General features: G+C 51.7%; 15 protein-coding genes and 1 pseudogene. 4 read left to right on the top strand and 12 right to left on the bottom strand.

The genetic code is table 11. The features are described from left to right. Nucleotides 1-2: 2 nt before the first annotated feature. From ACPV3A_RS10390 to ACPV3A_RS10375, 4 genes are all read right to left on the bottom strand, one after another. Entirely contained in the window at nucleotides 3-2,204 is a 2,202-nt protein-coding gene (locus ACPV3A_RS10390; RefSeq protein WP_426199436.1) for an ABC transporter permease, read from the bottom strand. After that, nucleotides 2,197-3,066, bottom strand: coding sequence for an ABC transporter ATP-binding protein (locus ACPV3A_RS10385; protein ID WP_194544618.1), 870 nt, complete (start codon nucleotides 3,064-3,066; stop codon nucleotides 2,197-2,199). Before ACPV3A_RS10385 ends, ACPV3A_RS10390 begins: the two co-directional genes overlap by 8 nt. Before the next feature lie 307 nt (nucleotides 3,067-3,373). Next, the gene (locus ACPV3A_RS10380; protein WP_194544619.1) at nucleotides 3,374-4,279 is read right to left on the bottom strand and encodes an aldo/keto reductase; all 906 of its coding nucleotides are present in this window, start codon (nucleotides 4,277-4,279) and stop codon (nucleotides 3,374-3,376) included. A 49-nt stretch (nucleotides 4,280-4,328) separates the two neighbouring features. Then, nucleotides 4,329-5,123, bottom strand: coding sequence for a sulfite exporter TauE/SafE family protein (locus tag ACPV3A_RS10375; protein ID WP_194544620.1), 795 nt, complete (start codon nucleotides 5,121-5,123; stop codon nucleotides 4,329-4,331). Nucleotides 5,124-5,246: 123 nt separating this feature from the next. On the opposite strand from ACPV3A_RS10375, the gene ACPV3A_RS10370 reads away from it, so the two are divergent. Continuing rightward, nucleotides 5,247-5,426 (top strand): hypothetical protein, encoded by a 180-nt coding sequence (locus ACPV3A_RS10370; RefSeq protein WP_071219655.1) that lies wholly within the window; start codon nucleotides 5,247-5,249, stop codon nucleotides 5,424-5,426. Between the two features lie 48 nt (nucleotides 5,427-5,474). Here the strand turns inward: ACPV3A_RS10370 and ACPV3A_RS10365 are convergent, their stop codons facing one another. Further along, nucleotides 5,475-6,035, bottom strand: a complete 561-nt coding sequence (locus tag ACPV3A_RS10365) for a hypothetical protein (RefSeq protein ID WP_426199433.1) — start codon at nucleotides 6,033-6,035, stop codon at nucleotides 5,475-5,477. Next, nucleotides 6,032-6,943, bottom strand: a complete 912-nt coding sequence (locus tag ACPV3A_RS10360; RefSeq protein ID WP_220683864.1) for a hypothetical protein — start codon at nucleotides 6,941-6,943, stop codon at nucleotides 6,032-6,034. Before ACPV3A_RS10360 ends, ACPV3A_RS10365 begins: the two co-directional genes overlap by 4 nt. A 188-nt stretch (nucleotides 6,944-7,131) precedes the next feature. On the opposite strand from ACPV3A_RS10360, the gene ACPV3A_RS10355 reads away from it, so the two are divergent. Beyond that, on the top strand, nucleotides 7,132-7,473 hold the full coding sequence (locus tag ACPV3A_RS10355; protein WP_194544951.1) for a hypothetical protein: 342 nt from the start codon (nucleotides 7,132-7,134) through the stop codon (nucleotides 7,471-7,473). A 146-nt stretch (nucleotides 7,474-7,619) separates the two neighbouring features. Here the strand turns inward: ACPV3A_RS10355 and ACPV3A_RS10350 are convergent. From ACPV3A_RS10350 to ACPV3A_RS10330, 5 genes and pseudogenes are all read right to left on the bottom strand, one after another. After that, nucleotides 7,620-9,810: pseudogene (locus ACPV3A_RS10350) on the bottom strand (alpha-galactosidase). Between the two features lie 48 nt (nucleotides 9,811-9,858). Further along, complete coding sequence (locus ACPV3A_RS10345) at nucleotides 9,859-11,901, bottom strand: beta-galactosidase (RefSeq protein WP_426199430.1); 2,043 nt, start codon at nucleotides 11,899-11,901, stop codon at nucleotides 9,859-9,861. Between the two features lie 152 nt (nucleotides 11,902-12,053). After that, the gene (locus ACPV3A_RS10340) at nucleotides 12,054-13,340 is read right to left on the bottom strand and encodes an ABC transporter substrate-binding protein (RefSeq protein WP_426199428.1); all 1,287 of its coding nucleotides are present in this window, start codon (nucleotides 13,338-13,340) and stop codon (nucleotides 12,054-12,056) included. A gap of 68 nt (nucleotides 13,341-13,408) precedes the next feature. Next, nucleotides 13,409-14,248: a carbohydrate ABC transporter permease gene (locus ACPV3A_RS10335; RefSeq protein ID WP_426199426.1), complete on the bottom strand. Its 840-nt coding sequence runs from the start codon at nucleotides 14,246-14,248 to the stop codon at nucleotides 13,409-13,411. Beyond that, complete coding sequence (locus ACPV3A_RS10330; RefSeq protein WP_426199424.1) at nucleotides 14,249-15,130, bottom strand: carbohydrate ABC transporter permease; 882 nt, start codon at nucleotides 15,128-15,130, stop codon at nucleotides 14,249-14,251. 124 nt (nucleotides 15,131-15,254) lie between these two features. Between ACPV3A_RS10330 and ACPV3A_RS10325 the strand changes: the two genes are divergently transcribed. Further along, nucleotides 15,255-17,099, top strand: coding sequence for a cache domain-containing sensor histidine kinase (locus tag ACPV3A_RS10325; RefSeq protein WP_426199422.1), 1,845 nt, complete (start codon nucleotides 15,255-15,257; stop codon nucleotides 17,097-17,099). Continuing rightward, on the top strand, nucleotides 17,077-18,714 hold the full coding sequence (locus ACPV3A_RS10320; protein ID WP_220687309.1) for a response regulator transcription factor: 1,638 nt from the start codon (nucleotides 17,077-17,079) through the stop codon (nucleotides 18,712-18,714). The genes ACPV3A_RS10325 and ACPV3A_RS10320 overlap by 23 nt, the downstream gene beginning before the upstream one ends. A gap of 146 nt (nucleotides 18,715-18,860) precedes the next feature. Here ACPV3A_RS10320 and ACPV3A_RS10315 read toward each other — a convergent pair whose 3' ends face one another. Further along, nucleotides 18,861-20,894 (bottom strand): beta-galactosidase, encoded by a 2,034-nt coding sequence (locus ACPV3A_RS10315; RefSeq protein WP_194544627.1) that lies wholly within the window; start codon nucleotides 20,892-20,894, stop codon nucleotides 18,861-18,863. Nucleotides 20,895-20,956 lie beyond the last annotated feature (62 nt).

Genomic DNA, 20,956 nt, shown 5'->3' with positions numbered 1-20,956 from the left:
CATTATTTGACATTCAACATGGCATCCCATTTCTGCTGCCACTCTTTGTACGTAATCGGGCTCTCCGGATTTAAGTACGAATTCCGTTCGGTGCTCGGGAGCATCAGCCCTTGCTGGTAAAAATGAACCAGCAGCTCTTTGACCTGATCCCCTCTGCCTTCTTCCAACGCCCTTCTGACTTGCTGAGCCATACTTATCCCTATTTTGTTTTGAGGATCATCGCCGTCCCCATTCTTGAACAACAGTTGCTGTACCGACCGGAGATTTCCGTAAGCGGATCTCAGCTGTTTATCACTAAGCCCTTTCTCTTCCACATAATACACATACCAGAAAAGACTGCCGATCTTCCCGCGCACATCACGTTCCGGATGTTCAAAATAATAATTAAGCCCATCCTGGTTGCCAAACAGAATCGAGTTCATCCATTCGCCCGACAAGTTTGAGTAGTTATATGTGTACTGGTTCGAGGACAGAATCAGACGATGGTCCACCCGGGGATAATCAAAACCTTGACCTAAATATAAGATCTTGTCGACGTTGCTGTTGAACGCGGGTACCCACTTGGAGAAATAGTCATATTTTCTTTGCATATCCCGCAGCATCAATACGGATGCCTTCTCCATATATGGCGTTGTCACAATGGTAATCGGGAGATCATTCCGGCGGATTTCCTTCCAGAAACGACCTCCGTACAGGGAGATGTTCTGCTCGATCCCCCTATCCTCAAACCGCTGGTAGCCGGGCCTCCGTTCCAGCTCCTGCATCCCCGTATACAAGGGAACCGGATACCCTTCCACCTCCAGCTTCATCTCACCGAAAGAATAACGCATCCGGCCGAATTCCCAGCCCAAATAAACATATTTCGGAGGACGGTCTTCGTTATCACTCTTTAAATATACATGCTGATAACCGGGAAGCGGATACCACGCGATAAAGCCATCCAGTTTAACTTCGGGTCCCACACTGTAAACCGAAAATTCCTCACGGGAGTATCCGGCCATAAAGTCCATGACTTTGCCCCTATATTCCAGCTCGGCTTGAATGTCTCCTCCCTTGGCATCGCCGACCATCCTTACCGATAGCCGATCTCCCTGTCTGCGATAAGGAGCGTCAATACCTTGAAGTTGGACACGCTCAAGCTTGAACATCCGGTTCAGGGTTAATGGAAGCTGCCGCATGCCCGATAATTCGGAGGCGGGTATCGTTAGCTTTGCCATCACGCGAAGTTCATCGTTTGGCAGCCGCTTCAGCTTGATATCATAAGAAGAAACATGATAAAAGGATCCATCTTCAGGATCATCGATATAAGAAACCGTGGGGTCTTCAAGCTTCGCATCAATTTGGGCATATCGTTCCGCCCATAGCGTGCCGTAAGGTACCGCTGCAGCTGCCGTCAATACGACAGCCCCCAGCACCGCGAGCCATCCCGCTTTCAGCAGCATCGTAGGGCGTTTGCGGTTTAACAAGAACAAACACACCGTTAGCAGCAGGAAAGTGAAGGCAAGCACGAACCACCGGGAACTCATTAAATCTTCGCCAAACAGGTCGTACCCCCAATTCTCATATTCAAACCGATTGGATTGAAGGAAGAATTGGTTGAGGTGAAACACTTGGGCCGGCATCCATCTTAATTCGCTGATAATATAAATTTCCATGAAAAACGTTCCGAACATCCATGCACAGAAACCAATCAAATAAACGATCCGATTCGGAATGCTTGCCCCGAGAAGCATGGCGAGCGCGAGTGTCACCATGTAGGAAACCTCATACTGCACAGCAAATTGCACGGTATGCATCATCGCAATATGACCGGCGATTCCTTGGCTAACCGACAGGATATAGAATATAACTGACGTCGACAACGTGAACAGGGAAAAGTACAACAAACTGACCACATATTTCGACGACAACAAGGTAAAGAAAGATACAGGCAAGCTGTGATTCCATTCAAAGGATCGACGGCGGACATCCCGGCGAATGGACAAGATGCCAATTAACATAGCCGGACCCAGGGTCATCGTATGACCCAGCATGTGGAAGGAATAAGCCGCCGTGTACAGATTATGGTTCGGCCCGTTGCCGCTCGCCGCCTGCAGCATCATAATGATGAACAGAATCGCATAGATGATCGGAAGCGAGGCAAACAAAGGATTGCCGAACAAAAGCCGAAGCTCAAGAAGACTGTGCCTCCACCATTTATGCATGGCGATCCCTCCGCAGCAGGCTCAGATACCCATCCTCCAGAGTCGGATCCGCGGGAAACGCCCCTGCAACCGGAGGCGCTTGGCCGATAAACCGGCAGAGAACGCCTTCCGGGACGGTTCGGGTAGACACGACGGACATGGGATCAATCAAGGCAAATTCATCCGGACTCATCACCGCTTCCCATACTTGTCCCTTCCCGCAAGCCTGCAGTTCAGTCAGGCTGCCATTCATGGCCAACCTCCCCTTGTTCATGACCGCGATACGACGACAGTTGCTCTCGATATCGGCGACGATATGGGTGGATAGCAGGACTGTCCGGTCGATGCTAAAGCGGGTTAACACATTCCGGAACCTGACACGCTCCTGGGGATCCAGCCCGGATGTCGGTTCGTCAACGATCAAGATATCAGGCGATCCCAATAATGCTTGGGCAATACCCAACCGCTGCTTCATTCCCCCGGAATAAGTGCGAACTTTTTTATCAGCCTTTCCCTGGAGATTCACCATCTCGAGCAGCCTGGAGATTTCCTTCTGCCTGGCACTCCGTTCCGTGATCCCTTTCATAGCGGCCACATAATCCAGATAATCTCGGCCGGTCAGCTGCGGATAAATGTGAAAATGCTGGGGTAAATACCCGATCATCTGCCGGATCTCCTCCGGCCGTCCAATCGATATCCCGTTCACTCTTACCTGCCCGGAGGTCGGCGTCAATAAGGTTGCCAGAATGCGCATCAGCGTGGTTTTGCCGGCGCCGTTGGGGCCTAGCAGACCCGTCATACCTTTATCCAATTGTAGAGAAACATCCAAGAGCGCCCAAGCGCCCTTGCGATAGGTTTTTGATAGATGCTCAATGGTAATCATTCTAGAATCCTTTCACCATTAACGATTATGGCATAAGCCGCGCGGTTTACGTTACTTGGAACGAACCATCGTCTCAAAAAGTTTGGCATTTCCAATCTTTTGACGCCAATTCATATATAAGGTACAAAAAAGCCCGTGATCCTTAAAGCGGATTGCGGGCATGATCTATATTCACCTAACGTCAGGCTCTTATTCAGTTATTATAACATGCAAAGATGGGGTTCATCCGTAAACCTTCAGGCCGTAAATATTTCATGTCCCGAAAGATTAACGGGATGGATCATTCACAGGCTTATTTCACCGATCATTACCGATGAGCCTCATATTGGTTGGCACGACTGATCGCCTGGATCGATTGGATGTCCTGCGGCGATAACTCTTCTCTTTTTCCCGCCGCCAAGTTATGCCGCAGCTGTTCAAGCGAGCTTGCACCAGGGATGGTGCAGGCAACTGCGGCATGGGCCAAAGCATAACGAATAGCCAGATGGGAAAGATCCGTGTCACCGCCAACCTCTTCAAGCTCCTTGAGTACAGCGAGCAGCTCATTTTTGCTGTAATCCAGATAGCCCTTCTCGGCTTTGGCTTGTCCACGGTCCGTTAAGATGCCGCGGGCAACGGGTCCCCGTGCAATGACGGATATTCCGTTCTCAGCAAGCAGGTCGAGCACCGCTTCCTCCGGTCGCCGGTCCAGAATGCTGTACTGGCTCATGACGCTGACGATATTGGATTTCGCAACATACTCGCGGATGACGTTCGGCCGGATGGACGAAATGCCATAGTATCGAATCCACCCTTCCCGCTTCAGCTCTTCAAAAGCTTCAATCGTCTCGTCAATAGGATCATCTAACGTCCCCCCATGAAGCTGATACAGATCGATATAATCCGTACCCAATCTGCGGAGGCTGTCCTTAACGGCGGATTTGATGTATTCCTTGGAAGGATCCCATACCCAGCCTTCCTGTCCCGGTACACGACGGTTGCCGACTTTGGTAGCGATGATCACATCCTCGCGCCGGCCTTGAACCGCTTGGCCTACCAGTTCCTCGTTACGGCCTTCGTCGTACAGATCCGCTGTGTCCAGAAAATTCACGCCCCGGTCCAGCGCTTCATGGATAAGCTTCACGGCTTGTCCCTCATCCGTACCCAGTGACATACAGCCCAGCCCGATTTCGCTTACATACAATTCCGAAGATCCCAGCTGATTGGTTCTCATGCTTGATCCCCTCCTCTTCCCTATAATGAATAAGGTTCTACTTCTTTACTTACCCTAAAATATCGATCCAGATCTTCACGGCCGTAACCGCAATGAGAAGTGCCAAGGCGTATCGCAGCAGTCGGACATTCATCTTGCGACTGATGATGGCGCCGAAGGGGGCACCCATCAAGCTTCCGGCAACCGCGAACAAGGACGGCCAGATCGGAATGTCGCCAGAGGCGATTTTGCCGACAACGCCCCCGACCGCGGACAGAAAGACGATCGCGAGTGATGATGCGATGGTGATCCGCGTCGGTATCTTAAGGATCGTCAGCATGATGGGGATCAGGATAAAGGCGCCTCCAGCGCCGACAATCCCCGCAATACCGCCAACGATAAAGGCGGCTCCCATTGCAATCCCCGAGTGATAAGTCACCTCGCTAACCGACCTGTTTTCCATGGTTGCCCGGGTCGGCACAATCATCAATAACACGGCGATAACCGCCAGAAAACCGTAGATCACGTTAATCGTACCGCTGGTCATCAGCATCGAGGACAGACTCCCGATCAGACTGCCAACCAAGGTACTGATCCCCATCTGAATGACCAATGGCTTGTGAAAGTACGACTCACCGCCGCGCGAACTCATCCGGTTGGTGATCATGCCTGACAATGAGGCGAAAAATACCTGCAGCATGCTGATGGACGCCACTTCCTTGGAGGTAAAAGCCTCCAGTCCAAACCAGGAAGGAACGTAAAGCAGCAAGGGAAAGTTAATGATCGCTCCGCCAATTCCCAGCAGTCCTGAGAAAAAAGAACCGATGATACCTATAAAGATCATGACTACAAGCTGCACTATCAAGGTGATCGATCTCCAATTCAATTTAATATCGTGACGGCACACATTGCTATTGAATGTGCCCCGTTGTTGATTTATAATAAACCCAAGTATTTATATCGGAAATAAAGGAGGTGTATGGTGACCATGTTGAATAAGCTGAAATTCCTTTTTCAGGACCGTTGCCCTGACTGCGAGCAGAAGCTGATTTCCAGGCAGGAAGACATGGCTACGATCAAGCATTGCCCGGATCACCACTACACCGAAGAAATATATAATCAGCTGGGAGTTACGATTGTCTATCATCCCAGCAAAGATAACAGTTAAACTTGGTTTAAACTCTTATTAGCAATTACGGGCAGAAGTCTTTGCGCTTTATTCCTTTCCCTCTGCCCATTCCCGTCCGGCCAGCCTGACGAGAAGCAGAACCGCGATCTCGGCAATCATCACAACGAGCGAGCATACAAAAATCACAGGGATCATATCGCCTGAATCCAGATTTAAGATGAACGGGTAGGCGATAAGCCATAGCAGCTGCGCTGCCATAAACAAGTGCTCCCGGAAGCTCGCCTTATGATCCAATCCGGATTCGGCGTCTGTGAAATTGGCTTGGATGCCTCGGCAGATTCCGAAAATCAATACCATATGCAAGCAGACTGCAGGCAGTTGAATCAGCAGCCCCTTCACCGATTGCATAGGCACGCTCCCTGTCCCCACCTCAGGAAACCAGAATAATGAAAGAACCGACCAGATCAGCAGCAGCCAGGCTGACAGATGACCTGCCCTAAAATATCCGTTTAATGCCTGAAGCCGCCATAATCCCGAAGCCATCAGCAGGTATCCCAGCATGTCCGGCAATACATCCACAAATTCGATCTTAAGGTCGACCAGTACAAAGAGCAGCCCCCACACGATGCGATAACAAGCGCTCCTCATGACCCCTTCCTGCTTTCCCGGACAAATTTCGCCATTTCTTGTTCCGTCGGACTTGGTTGATAAGGAATCAGCGTGTCTTCATACCATCTCCGCCCGCGTTCCTCTATAAAGGTGCTTCTCAATATCAACTGATATACCTGCATACTCTTCTTAAGCGATGGCATATCAAATTGATGGCTGATTCTAATGGAATCCCCTTTATTAATCTTAAGTGGAAGCTGAATCTCGTCGATAGGTTCACCTCTTAACTCGATGTGCGCTTCCGAAGGCTGCGACTGGTAACTAGTACCCGGTATTAGTCCGGAAATGTCGGCATGGATTCGAAGATCCCCCTCTTCTGCGATATCCAGCAATTTAGAAGAGAACGCCGTTAACTGAAGGTTCCGCTTCACGACGGCAGATTCGTAGCCCGAGTTATCGGAAGAGGATCCGCCGGACGTCCACGATACCGGATGTTGTTCTTCCTGATCATATACGCCAGGCCATATGTAAATCTCCCCGATATCCACTTGTTCCGAGGTTCCATCGGAATATAGGGCGGTAATCTCTCGAACGAGAACCGGTTCCTTAAGCTGCTCTACTTCTGGGGCTTCTTCCTCAGGAGCGGGTTTATTCAAGTTCACCATCATTTTGCCTAAGTATTGCCTCTGATACTCTGCATATTTGGGGTATGGCGTTACGATCTGTTCGGGATAACCTTCGATCCGGATGGAGCTTAACGTCTTGTCTGATCGTTTGTCCTCTACATAATACAAGTCAAATACGCTGCCTCCCCCTTCCCTCGTCTCCACATGATGCTCAAGGAATACGGTTCTTCCCAGTTGGTTGGCTTCATAATACCAGACATTCCCGACCCAGCTGCAGGCTACGAACAGGATGGCGAGAACATAATACCATTTCTTGCTCATGGCCCCTCCTTATGTATCATGCGATTGTTCCATATTATTTAACTATATTAACACGTAAATAGATGAAGAGGGTTTGATCAGCGTTAATTTTCATATGCTTCTGGCGGAGAAAGCCCATGAATTTGAAATAAGGTTACGCCATCATGGACAGACTAGTTGAAGCCACCCTAAAATCAAGGAAGGTGTTCATGATGAATCCATCGATCGAAGAGGTCACCCATTGGCTTCAATCCAAAAGCAATCACACTCTGCACATATCCAAGCAAGAAGAGAAGGATCAGGATCAGATTAAAATACAGCTGGAGCGTTTTGAACACCAGCAGCATCAAGAGCAGTCCATCGACGGTTATGGAGACCGCCATGCGCTCCTGCTGCACGGCCCCGGCGTTGTCATCACGGCCGGCCATGAAGCGCCCCTGCCAAGTGATGCCTTCGTCATTGGACTGGACGGGTTAACGGCTGCGGACATCCAGGACCATCAAGTGGTGCTCACTACGGATCGGAGTACCTATTCCATCACGACAACCTAAGGAGCAGCCGGAATGAAACAGCAAGAACCGCCAGAGTTGTTGAGCTCTGACGGTTCTTTTGGCTTTATTCGCTTATGCTGAATCTTTATTATACATAACGCTTGCGCTCGGGGCGCGTTTGGCCCCCCTTGGCATGAGTCAACAGCTTACACTCGCTCGAATCTCCACATGAAGCTCTGGAAATCGCCATGCATCGCGGGAATGGCCAATCCGGCGTTCATCAGTCGGTCCCCGCCGTAGATGTTCCCATCCTCCACGCACCGATAATCCCCTTCCGGATCCAGCCCTGCCGTGCGCAGCCACACAATCGGCTCATTCGCCTCGCTTAAGATGCGGAAGTAATACAGCACCGCTTCCGAGCGATCCTCGGAGACGATGGTCCAGGCTGCTTCGTTCCCTTCGAACGGATTCCGAAGGCGATAGAAATCCCCGAACTGCACCAGATGCCGAATCTCCTTGTACAGTTTCACCTGCTCGCGGACCTCTTCCTTTTCCTGCTCACTGAAGGCCGTCAGGTCAAGCTCATATCCGAAATTGCCCGACATCGCTGCATGGCCTCTCGTACGCAGCGAAGTATTCCGAAACACCTGATGATTCGGAACGGCGGACACATGGGCTCCCATGGAGCTTAGAGGATACACAAGGCTCGTTCCGTATTGAATCTTCAATCGGCTGACGGCATCGGAGTTATCGCTTGTCCACGTCTGCGGCATGTAATACAGCATCCCCGGATCATAACGTCCGCCGCCGCCGGAGCAGCTCTCAAACAAAATATGCGGGAACTCGGTCGTCAGCTGCTCCATCACCCGATACAACCCCAGCATATAACGATGGGCCGTTTCCCGCTGGCGCTCAGGCGGCAGCGCAGCCGATCCGATTTCCGTCATATTCCGGTTCATGTCCCACTTCACATAGGTGATCGGCGCACTTTGCAGGATGCTCCGAAGCATATCGGCCACCGCATCGCCTACTTCCTCACGGGAGAAGTCCAGGATCAGCTGCTGTCTTCCTTCCGTTCGCCGGCGTCCCTCCACATGCAGGCACCAGTCCGGATGCTGACGGTACAGATCGCTATCCGGCGAAATCATCTCCGGCTCAAACCACAAGCCGAACTGCATATCCAGATTGCGGACCCGCTTCACGAGATCCTCCAGGCCCTCCGGCAGCTTGTTCTTGTCAACGACCCAATCCCCAAGGGAAGTCGTATCATCATTTCGCTTGCCGAACCATCCGTCATCCAGCACGAACAGCTCGATACCGAGATCCCTTCCGGCGCTGGCGATCTGCTCGATTTTATCCGCATTAAAGTTAAAGTAGGTCGCTTCCCAGTTGTTAACCAGCACCGGGCGCGTGGCATCCCGGAATTGCCCCCGGCTCAGCCTTGTACGGTACATCTTATGATAGCGTCTGGACATGCCGCCGAGGCCCTCCGCCGAGAAGACCATTACCGCTTCCGGCGTCTGGAACGATTGTCCCGGCTCCAGCAGCCAGGAAAAATCGAATGGATTCAATCCCATCGTGACCCGGGCTGTTTCGTATTGATCCACCTCAACCTGCGCGGAGAAGCTGCCGCTGTATACAAGGCTGAAGCCGTACACCTCACCGTGCTCTTCGCCGGCGCCTTCGGACAGCAGCGCAAGGAACGGATTATGGTTATGGCTGCTTGAACCCCTGCGGCTCTCAATTCCCTGCATGCCGGGAGATAATCTCCTGCGCTGCACATGGCGCTCTCTCGCCCATGCCCCATGAAGATGCAAAAGATCATAACGGCTATGATTCATATCCACGCTGGCGCTCATGGCCCGTAGCAGGGTGATGTTCTCCTTACTGTCATTACGGAAGGACACGGAACGCGTGATGGCGTCGAACGCATTCATGACCGTATAAGACAAATAAATCGTCAAGCCGCTTGCCCGATCAAGCAGTTCCAGCTCCAGCGTATCCGCCTCGGCATCCTGTTCCGTATATACGGCAGGCAAGCCTTCCAGCTTCGGTTTGCCGCTGTATATCCGGTGACGGACATATTCCGCTTCGGTGACCGTAGTCCCGTTAGCCAGCTGTACCCTGATATGCAGGCTGCCGGAAATCGCCGCTGCCGTAGCCCGGATATTCCTGAGGCAAGCTGTCCAGGGAAAAGGAAGCATCCTCGCGAAACGGCGTTGGCGAAAAGGATGCTCTTCCCCGGCGTTCCAGCAAATTGCCGACGCGGTTATCGCGAATCCGGCGCCCCCAATAGGCATGCGCCGGATAAACGCCCCGCACAAGCTCAATCACGTAACTTGACCGATCGCTTTGGAGATGGAACACTCCCAGATCTTCATGAAAATGTATACTCACTGCTTTTTGCCCCCTAACAAGGTCCGAGTTAAATCTCCATGGTCCTTCTTAAGACCTTACGGCGGCCGTCCTTTCCAGAATCATGACGTCCCTTCCCGGAATCGTGACATGGCCTGAAATCTGCCGGCTGCCCAGGAGATCGAATTGATTGGCAGAACCTGCATCAAACGTCATCTCTTCGGCATTGTGGTTCATGATGAACAAGTAGGAGTTCCCATCCTTCACCCGCTCTACCACCTCTACTCCGGCTGGTGTTTCCAGCAGCGGCTTCACGCCCTGTTCTTCGCACAGATTGGCGAGAAATCCCTGCAGGAACTGCGAATCCGGACTGCTCGCCACATAATAGGCCTGACCTTCGCCAAAGACATTCTTCGTGAGAACAGGCGTGCCTTTATAGAAGTCCGATCCGTACTCCGCCAGAACCTCCGCTGTCTCCGCATGGATGACGTCACACAAAATTCCACATGGATAACTTCCACGCAGCGACCCCCAATCCTGCTTCATGTTGATCTGATTTTGCTGCCCGGGAAGCAGGGCATCGATCTCCTCGGCCCAGATGCCAGTCACCTTGCGCAGCTCGCCGGGATGACCTCCCAGGGTCACCAGATCGTTCTCATTGACGATGCCGCTGAAGAAGGTCGTCACAAAGGTTCCGCCCCTGGACACAAACCGCTCCACGCGCTGGGCAACGCCAGGCTTAACCATATACATCACCGGGGCAATGACCACATCGTACTTGCTCAGGTCCTCCTCAACGCTGATGATATCCGTCTGGATATTCAGCTGGTACAGCGCATCATAATACTTATGAACCTCATCCACGTAGTTCAGCGCTTTGGAAGGTCCGCTTGACAGCTCCAGCGCCCAACGATTCTCCCAATCATACATAATCGCTACCTTGGCGTCTGAACGGGAGTCGAGCAGCTTGTCTCCGAGCTGCTGCAGCTCTTGCCCCAGCTCCGCACATTCCCGGAAGACCCGGGTATGCTCATGTCCGACGTGCTCGATCAATGCGCCATGGAATTTCTCGCATGCCCCGACGGAACGGCGGAGCTGGAAGAACATGACCGTATCCGCGCCATGCGCTACGGCCTGATAACTCCACAGCCTCATTACGCCGGGACGCTTAGCGGAATTGTAGGGCGACCAGTTCTGAACGCTCGGAGTCTGCTCCATCAGCATGAACGGCTGTCCGCTTTTCAGCCCGCGCATCAGATTATGCGCCATCGCCGTAAAGCTTTCCGGCGTATCGATCGCGGGATAATTGTCCCAGGATACCACATCCATGTACTTCGCCCATTCGAAGTAATCCAGCTCAGGATAAAAACCCATCAGATTAGTCGTGACCGGAATATCCGGCGTAATTTTCTTCAGCTCATCTCGTTCCAGTCGGTAACATTGCAGCAGGCTGTCGGACTGGAAACGGCGGTAATCCAGCGATATCCCTTGGAAGAAGGTTCGGTTTCCGGCGAATTCCTCGCTGAGCGCATTCGGTACCACAATCTCGTCCCACTCGTAAAAGGTATGGCCCCAGAAGCCGGTGTTCCATGCGGCATTCAGCTTGTCGAGCGACCCGTAGCGCTCTTTCAGCCAGACGCGGAACTGCAACTCGCAGTTGTCGCAATAACAATACCCGCCGTACTCATTCGAGACGTGCCAGATGACCAGTGCCGGATGATCTTTGTAACGCTCAGCCAGCTTACGCGCCATCAGCACCGAATATTTGCGATATGTCGGGCTGTTCGGACATGAATTATGGCGACCGCCGAATTTGCGTTTGCGCCCGTCGTAGTCAACACGCAGGATGTCCGGGTATTTCTTGGCCATCCAGGCCGGATGCGCCCCCGTGCTTGTTGCCAAGCAGACATGAACCTGCTCCTCTGCCAAGCGGTCCATAATTTCGTCAAGCCACGTGAAATCATAGCTGTCCTCATCGCGCTGCGTTTTAGCCCAGGAGAATACATTGAGGGTCGCCACGTCAACACCGGCCAGCTCGAACATCCGCAGGTCCTCTTCCATCGTTGCCTTATCCCATTGCTCGGGATTATAGTCCCCGCCATACCATATCTTGGGTAAACGTTGATTAATCATCAAATTGCCTCCTTCATCGTTCTTCTAGCTAGGAAAATCGTAACGATCGACGTATTTTGAATCTTAAAGAAAAGAGGCACCATCCCAAGTCTTGTCGGACAGGGATCATACCTCTTATGATGATTCGCTAACTTGGATTAGAGTGCTGCTCCTTACTTTTTCAGACTATCCCAGGATGTCTGCATATCCTCAAGCATCTTGTTCGCATCGGATTTGCCGGCGAAGAAGGCCTGCATTGCACCGGAGAATTCCTGTGCTACACCGTCAGGGAACTTCGCGGATTGTCTTGGCAGTACTTTTCCAGCCTGCACATACTCCCACACAGCCGAGCCCAGGTCACCCATATCCTCAGGCGTTGCTTCGATAGTCTTCAAGGCCGGAATGAATTTGAATTTTTTGACGATGTACTCTTTACCGATATCGGATGTGACAAACCAGTTCAGGAAAATCTTCGCTTCTTCCTTCGACGCGGAATCCTTGTTGATGACCAGGTTCGCAGGTACGCCTACGTTCAGCTTGTCATTCAGCTCCGCATTGTCGCCAAGCGGCATCGGCAGGTAGCCAAGATTCAGGTCCGGATTGATGGCATCAATCTCGGTTTGGGCCCAGTTGCCGTTCTGCATCATGGCTGTTTTGCCGGTAGCCAGCAGGGAAATGGCCGTATTGTAATCGGTGGTCAGCGGGTTTTTGTTCCCGTGATCCAATGTCAGCTGCATCAGCTTGGCCCACTCTTCGAACTTCGCATTGCCCGCGAATTTTTGCGTGCCGTCGTTCAAGCCCTGGATAAAGGCATTCGGATCATCCTGCTGGGCAAACGCCGGGTTAATGCCTTGGTTACCGATCAACCACCATTCCTGGTAAGCGTTCGCAAATGGAGTGATGCCTGCCGCTTCCAGCTTCTTCGCAGCATCTTCCAGTTGGGCATAGGTTTTAGGAAGCTCGGTAATGCCCGCTTGCGCAAATAAATCTTTATTGTAGATGTAACCCCATCCTTCAAGGTTCATCGGCATGCCATATACTTTACCGTCTTTGGTCATCGGCTCTTTCGCCATGGGCACCAGATCGTTCACCCAAGGCTGATCGGATAGATCCTCCAGGCGATCAATCCACATCTCCATCTCGGCGTCGCCGCCATTGGAGAAAATATCAGGCGCATCGTTGGATGCAAATTTCGTTTTCAGAGCAGCACCATAGTCTGCACCGCCGCCCACGGTTTGAATATCAAGCTTGATGTTCGGATGTTCCTTCTCGAATTCAACCTTGAGTTCATTCAGGCCGTCCACGATCTCGGTTTTGAATTGGAAAATCTTAACCGTCTTCACTTCGCCGGAAGCTCCATCCGAGCTTCCGCCTTGGCCCCCCTCCGACTTGCCGCCGCAGGCCGCAAGCAGCAGCGAGAAAGCCAGCAGCATTACGAGTGATAATTTCATTTTGTTCATCTTTACTACCCCCTAATATTGTTTATATATAAAGATGGAATAACCGATTTGGGTGAAGCCAGGCTGCCTTACCCCTTAACGGAGCCGGCAGCGACGCCTTCAACAATGTATTTCTGTAATGACAGGAAGAAGATGATGATCGGCGTAATGCCAAGCACGAGGGCCGGCAGCGCCATATCCCACTGCTTCGAATACTGCCCGAAGAAGGCAAATGTCGCAAGCGGAATCGTCCGCAGTTCCGGACTTTGCAGAATCAAGGACGGCAGCAGGTAATCGTTCCATACCCACAGACAGTTCAAGATGATGACCGTCACCATCATAGGTTTCAGCATCGGCAAAACGATACGGGCAAATACTCTGAACGGAGAAGCTCCGTCAACCGTGGCGGCCTCCTCGATTTCAAGCGGAATGCCTTTCACGAATCCGTGGAACAGGAAGACCGACAACGGGATGCCGAGCCCCAGATAACTGAGAATCAAACCTACGATACTGTTGTTAACGCCCAGGAAGTTAATGACCTGCAGCAATGGAATCATAATGGATTGAAATGGAATGACCATGGCCGATACGAACAGCATGAACACGATTTGATTGAATCTCGTATTGGACCGAACCATTCGGTAAGCCGCCATCGCACTCAGCATGGCGATGATTAGATTACTGATGATCGTAATGATGACGGAATTCGTGAAGGCTTCCGGGAAGCGGGTCATTTCCCAAGCCTTGCTGTAGTTGTCAAAATGAAAGGCGGTTGGCCAGTTGGCCGCGTCGACCATAATATCGCCCAGCGATTTGACCGAGTTCACCAGCAGGAAGTAAAACGGCGCCAGGAAGATCAGCGCAATAATGACCATCACAATCTGCAATACGATCGTGGAAGCCGACATAGGAGGTTTCTTCGATCTCATTTAAGCTTCAACCTCCTTCTGCTTCGTTAATCGGACTTGAATGAGCGTGATGACGGCAACGACCAGGAAGAAGATCAGAGACTTGGCCGTCCCGAGTCCATACCGGTTGTTCAGGAATGCCTCATTGTACACGTTCATGGCCAGTGACTCTGTGGAGCGGTATGGCCCGCCCTTGGTCAGCGACAGGTTCAGGTCGAACATTTTGAAGGACCAGGATATCGCCAGGAATAAACATACGGTGACCGCCGGCATGATAAGCGGAACGATGATGCTCTTGAGCACTTGAAACCGGTTCGCTCCATCAATCTCGGCAGCTTCCATGACTTCCTTGGACACATTCGTAATGGACGCGATGTAGATGACCATCAGATAGCCTGACGATTGCCATACAAAGACCATGACAATGCCCCAGAAGCCGGTCACTTCGTCTCCCAGCCACGGAAGATTAAAGAACGGAATCCCCGTAGCCTCGCCAACGGTGGCAAAGCCCTTTATGAAGATAAACTGCCAGATGAAGCCAAGCAGCAATCCGCCGATCACGTTCGGCATGAAGAAGATCGTCCGCAGCCAGTTGCGCGCCCTAATATTTTTCGTTAAGAAGTAGGCCAGGAAAAAACCGACCAGATTCGTTAAAAGCACGCCCACGACCGTAAACTTGGTGGTAAACCAGAAGGACTGTGCGAATGCGCTGTCATTTGTGAAAATCTGTTTGAAATTGTCCAGCCCGACCCATTCGACATTCCCCGAGACACCATTCCAGTTGGTAAACGAGTAATACATCCCCATCACAAATGGGATAATGATCGTAATGCCGAAAAACAGCAGCGCGGGTCCGATATAAACCAACTGCTGCGTCAAGGCAGCCGTTCTCTTGCTGTTCATGTAAATCCCCCTCCGCTTGTCCTATCGTTTCTCTATCCATTTCTCTATGATTTAATTATGCTAAGATGTAGACCTTGGGACTACCACAGGATGTGAACTAAATGGTATAGAAAATTGATCGGCGGTGAATTTATTGAACTGGAATCGGAACAGCATTCGCACCAAATTGATTACTTTCATGATCATGGCTACCATCATTCCGACCACCATCTCCATGATCATCAGCTATGTCATGACAACCAACTCGCTCAAGGAACGGGCCGTTGTTGAGAATATGAACCTTCTCTATCAGGGACGGTTGAATTTGGAGAGCTATTTGGAAGACATGAACCGTAATTCCCTTACGGTTTATTCGGATCCGGATTTTTTCCGCAGTCTCTATTATGGTCATGAGAACATCAATGCCAGCGGCAGGCAGTCCGCCACGCTGCAGTCCATTCAAAAAGCCATCAGCGGCTCCAGACAGGTCTATCTTTATGTCGACGGCAAAAGAGAGGCCACATTGTTCGCCCAGGATATCGCCAGAAAAACAAGTGACGTCAACCTCTATCCCGAAATTCCCGATCTTAGCAACGATACGGTGGTCTTGCAGCCGCCCCATCCCCTGCACACGTATGGCTTTCAGTTAGCTTATCCCTACGAGGCCGATAAACAAGTATTCACGATGTACCGGGTCATAGAACGCGTCCCTTCTACCGAGCGATTAGGCATTCTCGCCATCGATCTGGATATGAACTTCCTGAGCCGGATCAGCAATCAGCTGTTCCAGCCCGAACATGAGCAGCTTTATATTACGAATGAAGCCGGCTATATCATGTATGCCGGCCATGACGAGAGGCTTGGACAGCAGATTCAAACGGAATGGTACGACACCATCAAGCAGTCCGGCAAGAAGGAAGGCCATTTTGAGTATAACAACAAAATCTATCTGTATAACAATATCAAGACGTCGATCAGCGACTGGACGATGATTAAGGAGATTCCTTCCTCCTATATTCTGAGCAGCGCGGACAAAGCAGCCTTCGTCAATATTTTGCTGATCGGCGTATCCCTTATTCTCATCATCGCTGCCACGATCTGGATTTCGGTCTATGTTACGGCGCCGATCCGGGAATTGGTGGGCCTTATGAGCCAAGTCAAAAGCGGACGAATGAGCGTGGATATCTCCTCTAACCGCAAAGACGAAATCGGAACCCTCCACCGCAGGTTCGGCAGCATGATGGATACGATCAACAACCTCATCTTGCAGGAATACAAGCTGAAGCTGGCGAACCGGACCAACCAGCTCCGGGCGCTGCAGGCTCAGGTGAACCCGCATTTTATGAACAATGCGCTGCAAACCATCGGCACCCTTGCGCTTGAGCATGGCATGAAGAGGATTTACTCCCTGATCTCCGCTCTTGCCCGGATGATGAGATACAGCATGTACAATACGGACAAGCCGGTCACGCTGGCCACGGAGCTCGATCATATCAAGGATTACGCGGAGCTGCAGAAGGAACGATTTGAGAATCAGTTCGACTTCCGTTACGATGTGGATGAGTCGACTTTGCAGGTGTTGATCCCGAAAATGCTGGTTCAGCCGCTGATCGAGAACTTTTTCAAGCATGGCATGAACCCCTTGGCGGAAAACAATTACATCGCGTTAAAAAGTAAGCGCCTGTCGGCCTCCATCGTGCAGATCACGGTTGAGGACAACGGAAATGGAATGCAGGATGAGCCGTTTCAAACCCTGCAGGAGCAATTGCTTCGGATGGAAGAGATGGATCTGGAACAGCTTCAGGTTCATTCCGAAATGGAAACGGAAGACAGCAGCGGGATCGGACTCATCAACATCATGACAAGGCTGAGACTGTATTATCGCGGAAAATCCAAGTTCAGCATCGAAAACAACAAGCCGCATGGCTTTCGAGTTGTACTGACTATAAATGTGGAAGGTGAAACGGATGAAGGCATTGATCGTGGATGACGAGTCTCGCGTGCGTAAAGCCATACGACTGCTGGTCCAATGGGAGACGCACGGGATTACCGATATTGAGGAAGCCGCCAATGGCCTTGAGGCGATGGAGCTGATTCCGGCGTTCCGACCGAGCCTCGTGCTCATGGATATGCTGATGCCGCTCAAAAACGGCGTGGATCTCATGGAATGGATTCATAAAAATTACCCGGATATTAAATTCATTGTTATCAGCGGGCATGACGACTTCGAATTCGTACGCAACACCATCTGGTACAGCGGCACGGATTATATCCTGAAGCCCATAGAGGAAGCCGTTATCAACCAAGCGGTAGCCAAGGCGACTGCCGCCTGGAAAGCCGAGGAACGGGAGCGCCTTGCGGCGCGGCAGCAGCATGTTCAGGTGAACGAGTACCGGCCGGTCTATTCCGAGAAGCTGTTATCCAGCCTTATCGATGACAAAAGCGCCCATTCCCAGGTGGTCCATCGCCTCAAGGATGAAGGCATCGTACCGGAGCATGCGCAGACGATACGTCTGGCCGTCATGCAAATGGACAAGTCTGACCACGCGCTTTATAGCCGCTTTGGCCATCATCAGGACTTGCTTATGTTTGCCCTGCTCAATATTTGCAATGAATTTCTGCAAAAGGACCGGATCGGGATCGCTTTCCGTCACTTTGGTTCACCTCACCAGCTGGTTATTTTGCTGTGGGATCAGCTTGCCACACTTGCCACGCTGCTACAAGAGATCAATAACGGGATGCACCGCACCTTGTCGCGCCACATGCATTTTGGCGTGAGTCCCGACGGTCAATACCCGGCAGACATTCCGGAATTGTATGCCCGAAGCTCGTCCGCCCTGCATCAGCGCGATTTAACGGTGCTTAATCACTTTATCCATGATACAGAGGAGCAGCGCCGATCGGGGGTTGACCATCATAGAGGCTTGCAGTTCAGCGGATTTGAGGATACCTGGAAGCTCGCCATACTTAGCGGCCAGCCCGCTCCCATAACCGAAGCCGTAGAGTCATTCATCGCAGCTATTCGGAAAAGCGGCGTTCTCACGCCGGAACTTCTGGAGCGTTGGGACCGCGATATCGAAAGATTCGCCAATCACGTCATTCATGAAACGGCTAACCCGTCGTCTGAAGCTTTGTTGAAATTGTACAAAGAGGAAAGCGCCACCATCGAGCGGCCAAGCCCCGACAAGTATGTGTGCTCGCTGTCCGAGTGGCAGCAGTATTGGATTGAATTAATGAGCCTGCTGGCCTCGGCTGTCCAGTCTCAGAAGCAAACGGGTCAGGACCTGATCCATGACATTACGGCGTTTATCGAGCAAAATTATCAGAACGATGTCTCGCTGTATGATATTGCAAATCGATTTCACGTAAGCCGTGAGTACATTTCCCGCAAATTCAAGCAAAGGCACGGCATTAACATCCCGGAACATCTGAACCGCATCCGCATCTCCAAGGCCAAAATCCTGCTGCAAAACCCGGGCTTGAAAATGGCAGCGATTTCCGAAATGATCGGCTTCAAGAACGAGAAATATTTCAGTCTTGTCTTTAAGAAGCAAGAGGGCATTTCGCCGAAGGAATTCCGCAAGCTGCATGAGCAGGAAGCGTAGACTGGGCAGCGGTTTGCCGCTAAAGGCAAGCAGTCTGAGTTGGGCATATAAAATAAAGCAGAGAGAGCATGGGAATCCCCCGCTTTCTCTGCTTTTTTATGTGAACCCTTAGATTAATGCCTTCGCAGAAACTTCATGCACTCCTTCTACCCCTGCTGCTTCTCCAAGATCATGACTCCGCGTGCCGGCACTTCGCAGGAATCTCGATGCTCCTCTCCTGTCAGCAGGTCAACGTAGGTCTCCCCTGCCAATGGCACGAGTTTGCTCTCCGGCATGTGATTAAGTACAAAGGTGAACTCCACGCCCTCCTTCACGCGTTTTGTCACCTCAACGCCTTCCGGAGCCTTCAGGACGGGCTCAATGCCATGGTCATTGCATATCGTTTGCATCAGGTCCTTCAGGAATTGAGGCTCCGGACTTGTGGCCACATACCATGCCTTCCCCTGCCCGAAGGAATTCACGGTTAACGATGGCATCCCCTGATAGTAATCGGAGCCGTATTCGGCAACGACTTCCGCTCCTTCAGCATGGATCACGTCGCATAGAATGCCGCAGTCGTAGGTGCCCTCCAGTTGTCCCTTCCGGCCTCGCAGCACCATCTGATTCTGCTGGCCCGGAAGCAGCGCATCAATCTCCTCGGCCCAAACTCCCATCACCTTGCGCAGCTCGCCCGGATAACCGCCCAGCGTCACCAGATCATTCTCGTTCACGATCCCGCTGAAGAAGGTCGTCACAAAGGTTCCGCCTTGCGACACAAAGGCCTCCACGCGCTCTGCAAATCCCTGCTTTGCCATATACATCACAGGTGCGATGACAACGTCATACTTCCGGAAGTCCTCTTCCACGCTGATCATATCGGTCTGAATATGCAGCTGGTGCAGAGCATCATAATATTTATGGACCTCATTCACGTAATTAAGGGCAACGGTCGGACCGCTCGACAGGTCAATGCCCCATCGATTCTCCCAGTCGTAGATGATCGCGACTTTGGCGTCGGAACGGGCATCCAGGATTCGGTCCCCCAGCTGCTGCAGCTCCTTGCCCAGCTCCGCGCACTCGCGGAATACGCGGGTATGTTCATGCCCTACATGTTCGATGACCGCTCCGTGATATTTCTCGCAGGCTCCGATCGAACGGCGCAGCTGGAAGAACATCACCGTATCCGCGCCATGGGCGACCGCTTGGTAGCTCCACAACCGCATGACCCCAGGTCGCTTGGCCGAGTTGTACGGCTGCCAGTTCTGGACGCTCGGCGTCTGCTCCATGAGCATAAAAGGCTGTCCTCCCTTAAGTCCCCGCATCAAGGCATGCGCCATGGCCGTATAGCTGTATGGCGTATCCAGAGACGGGTAGTTGTCCCAGGATACAACATCCATCTCTTTGGCCCATTTGAAGTAATCCAGCTCGGGATAGAAGCCCATCAGATTCGTGGTCACCGGAATATCTGGTGTGATTCGCTTCAATTCATCCCGCTCCAGCTTATAGCAGTCCAGCAGGCTGTCCGACTGGAAACGGCGGTAATCCAGGGATATGCCTTGAAAATTGGTCCGATTACCGGACCACTCCTCGCTTAATGCGTTAGGTACGACAATGTCTTCCCAGTCGTAGAAGGTATGTCCCCAGAAGCGGGTATTCCATGCCTTGTTCACGGCATCCAGCGTGCCGTAGCGCTGCTCGAGCCAAGTCCGGAATGCCGCGGCGCAATTATCGCAGTAACAGTATCCGCCGTATTCGTTCGATACGTGCCAGATCAGGACGGCAGGATGATCCTTATAACGTTCCGCCAGCTTGCCGGCCATGATTTTGGCGTATTTACGGTAAGTGGGGCTGTTTGGGCAGGAGTTATGGCGACCTCCGAATTTGCGTTTACGTCCCTCGTAGTCGACGCGCAGCACATCCGGGTATTTACGGGCCATCCAAGCCGGATGGGCCCCTGTGCTGGTTGCCAGACAGATATATACCCCGTTCCGGTACAGCCGTTCGATCGTCTCGTCCAGCCAGGCAAAATCGTACGTATCCTCATTCGGCTGACTCAAAGCCCAGGAGAATACATTGATGGTGGCCACATCGATGCCCGCCAGCTTAAACATGCGGTCATCTTCCTTCCACGCTTCTGCATCCCATTGCTCGGGGTTATAATCGCCGCCATACCACATTTTGGGTAACTTTTCGTTAATCATTTAGGGTTCAGCTCCTTTAGCTTCTTAATTCCGAATCCAGTTCGCCATCAACAAAGCGTTCT

It is taken from the genome of Paenibacillus sp. Dod16 (assembly GCF_049893405.1).
Taxonomy (GTDB): Bacteria; Bacillota; Bacilli; order Paenibacillales; family Paenibacillaceae; genus Paenibacillus_AQ.
Note: the sequence above shows the minus strand (reverse complement) of the source record. Positions and strands in the feature narration are given on the sequence as shown.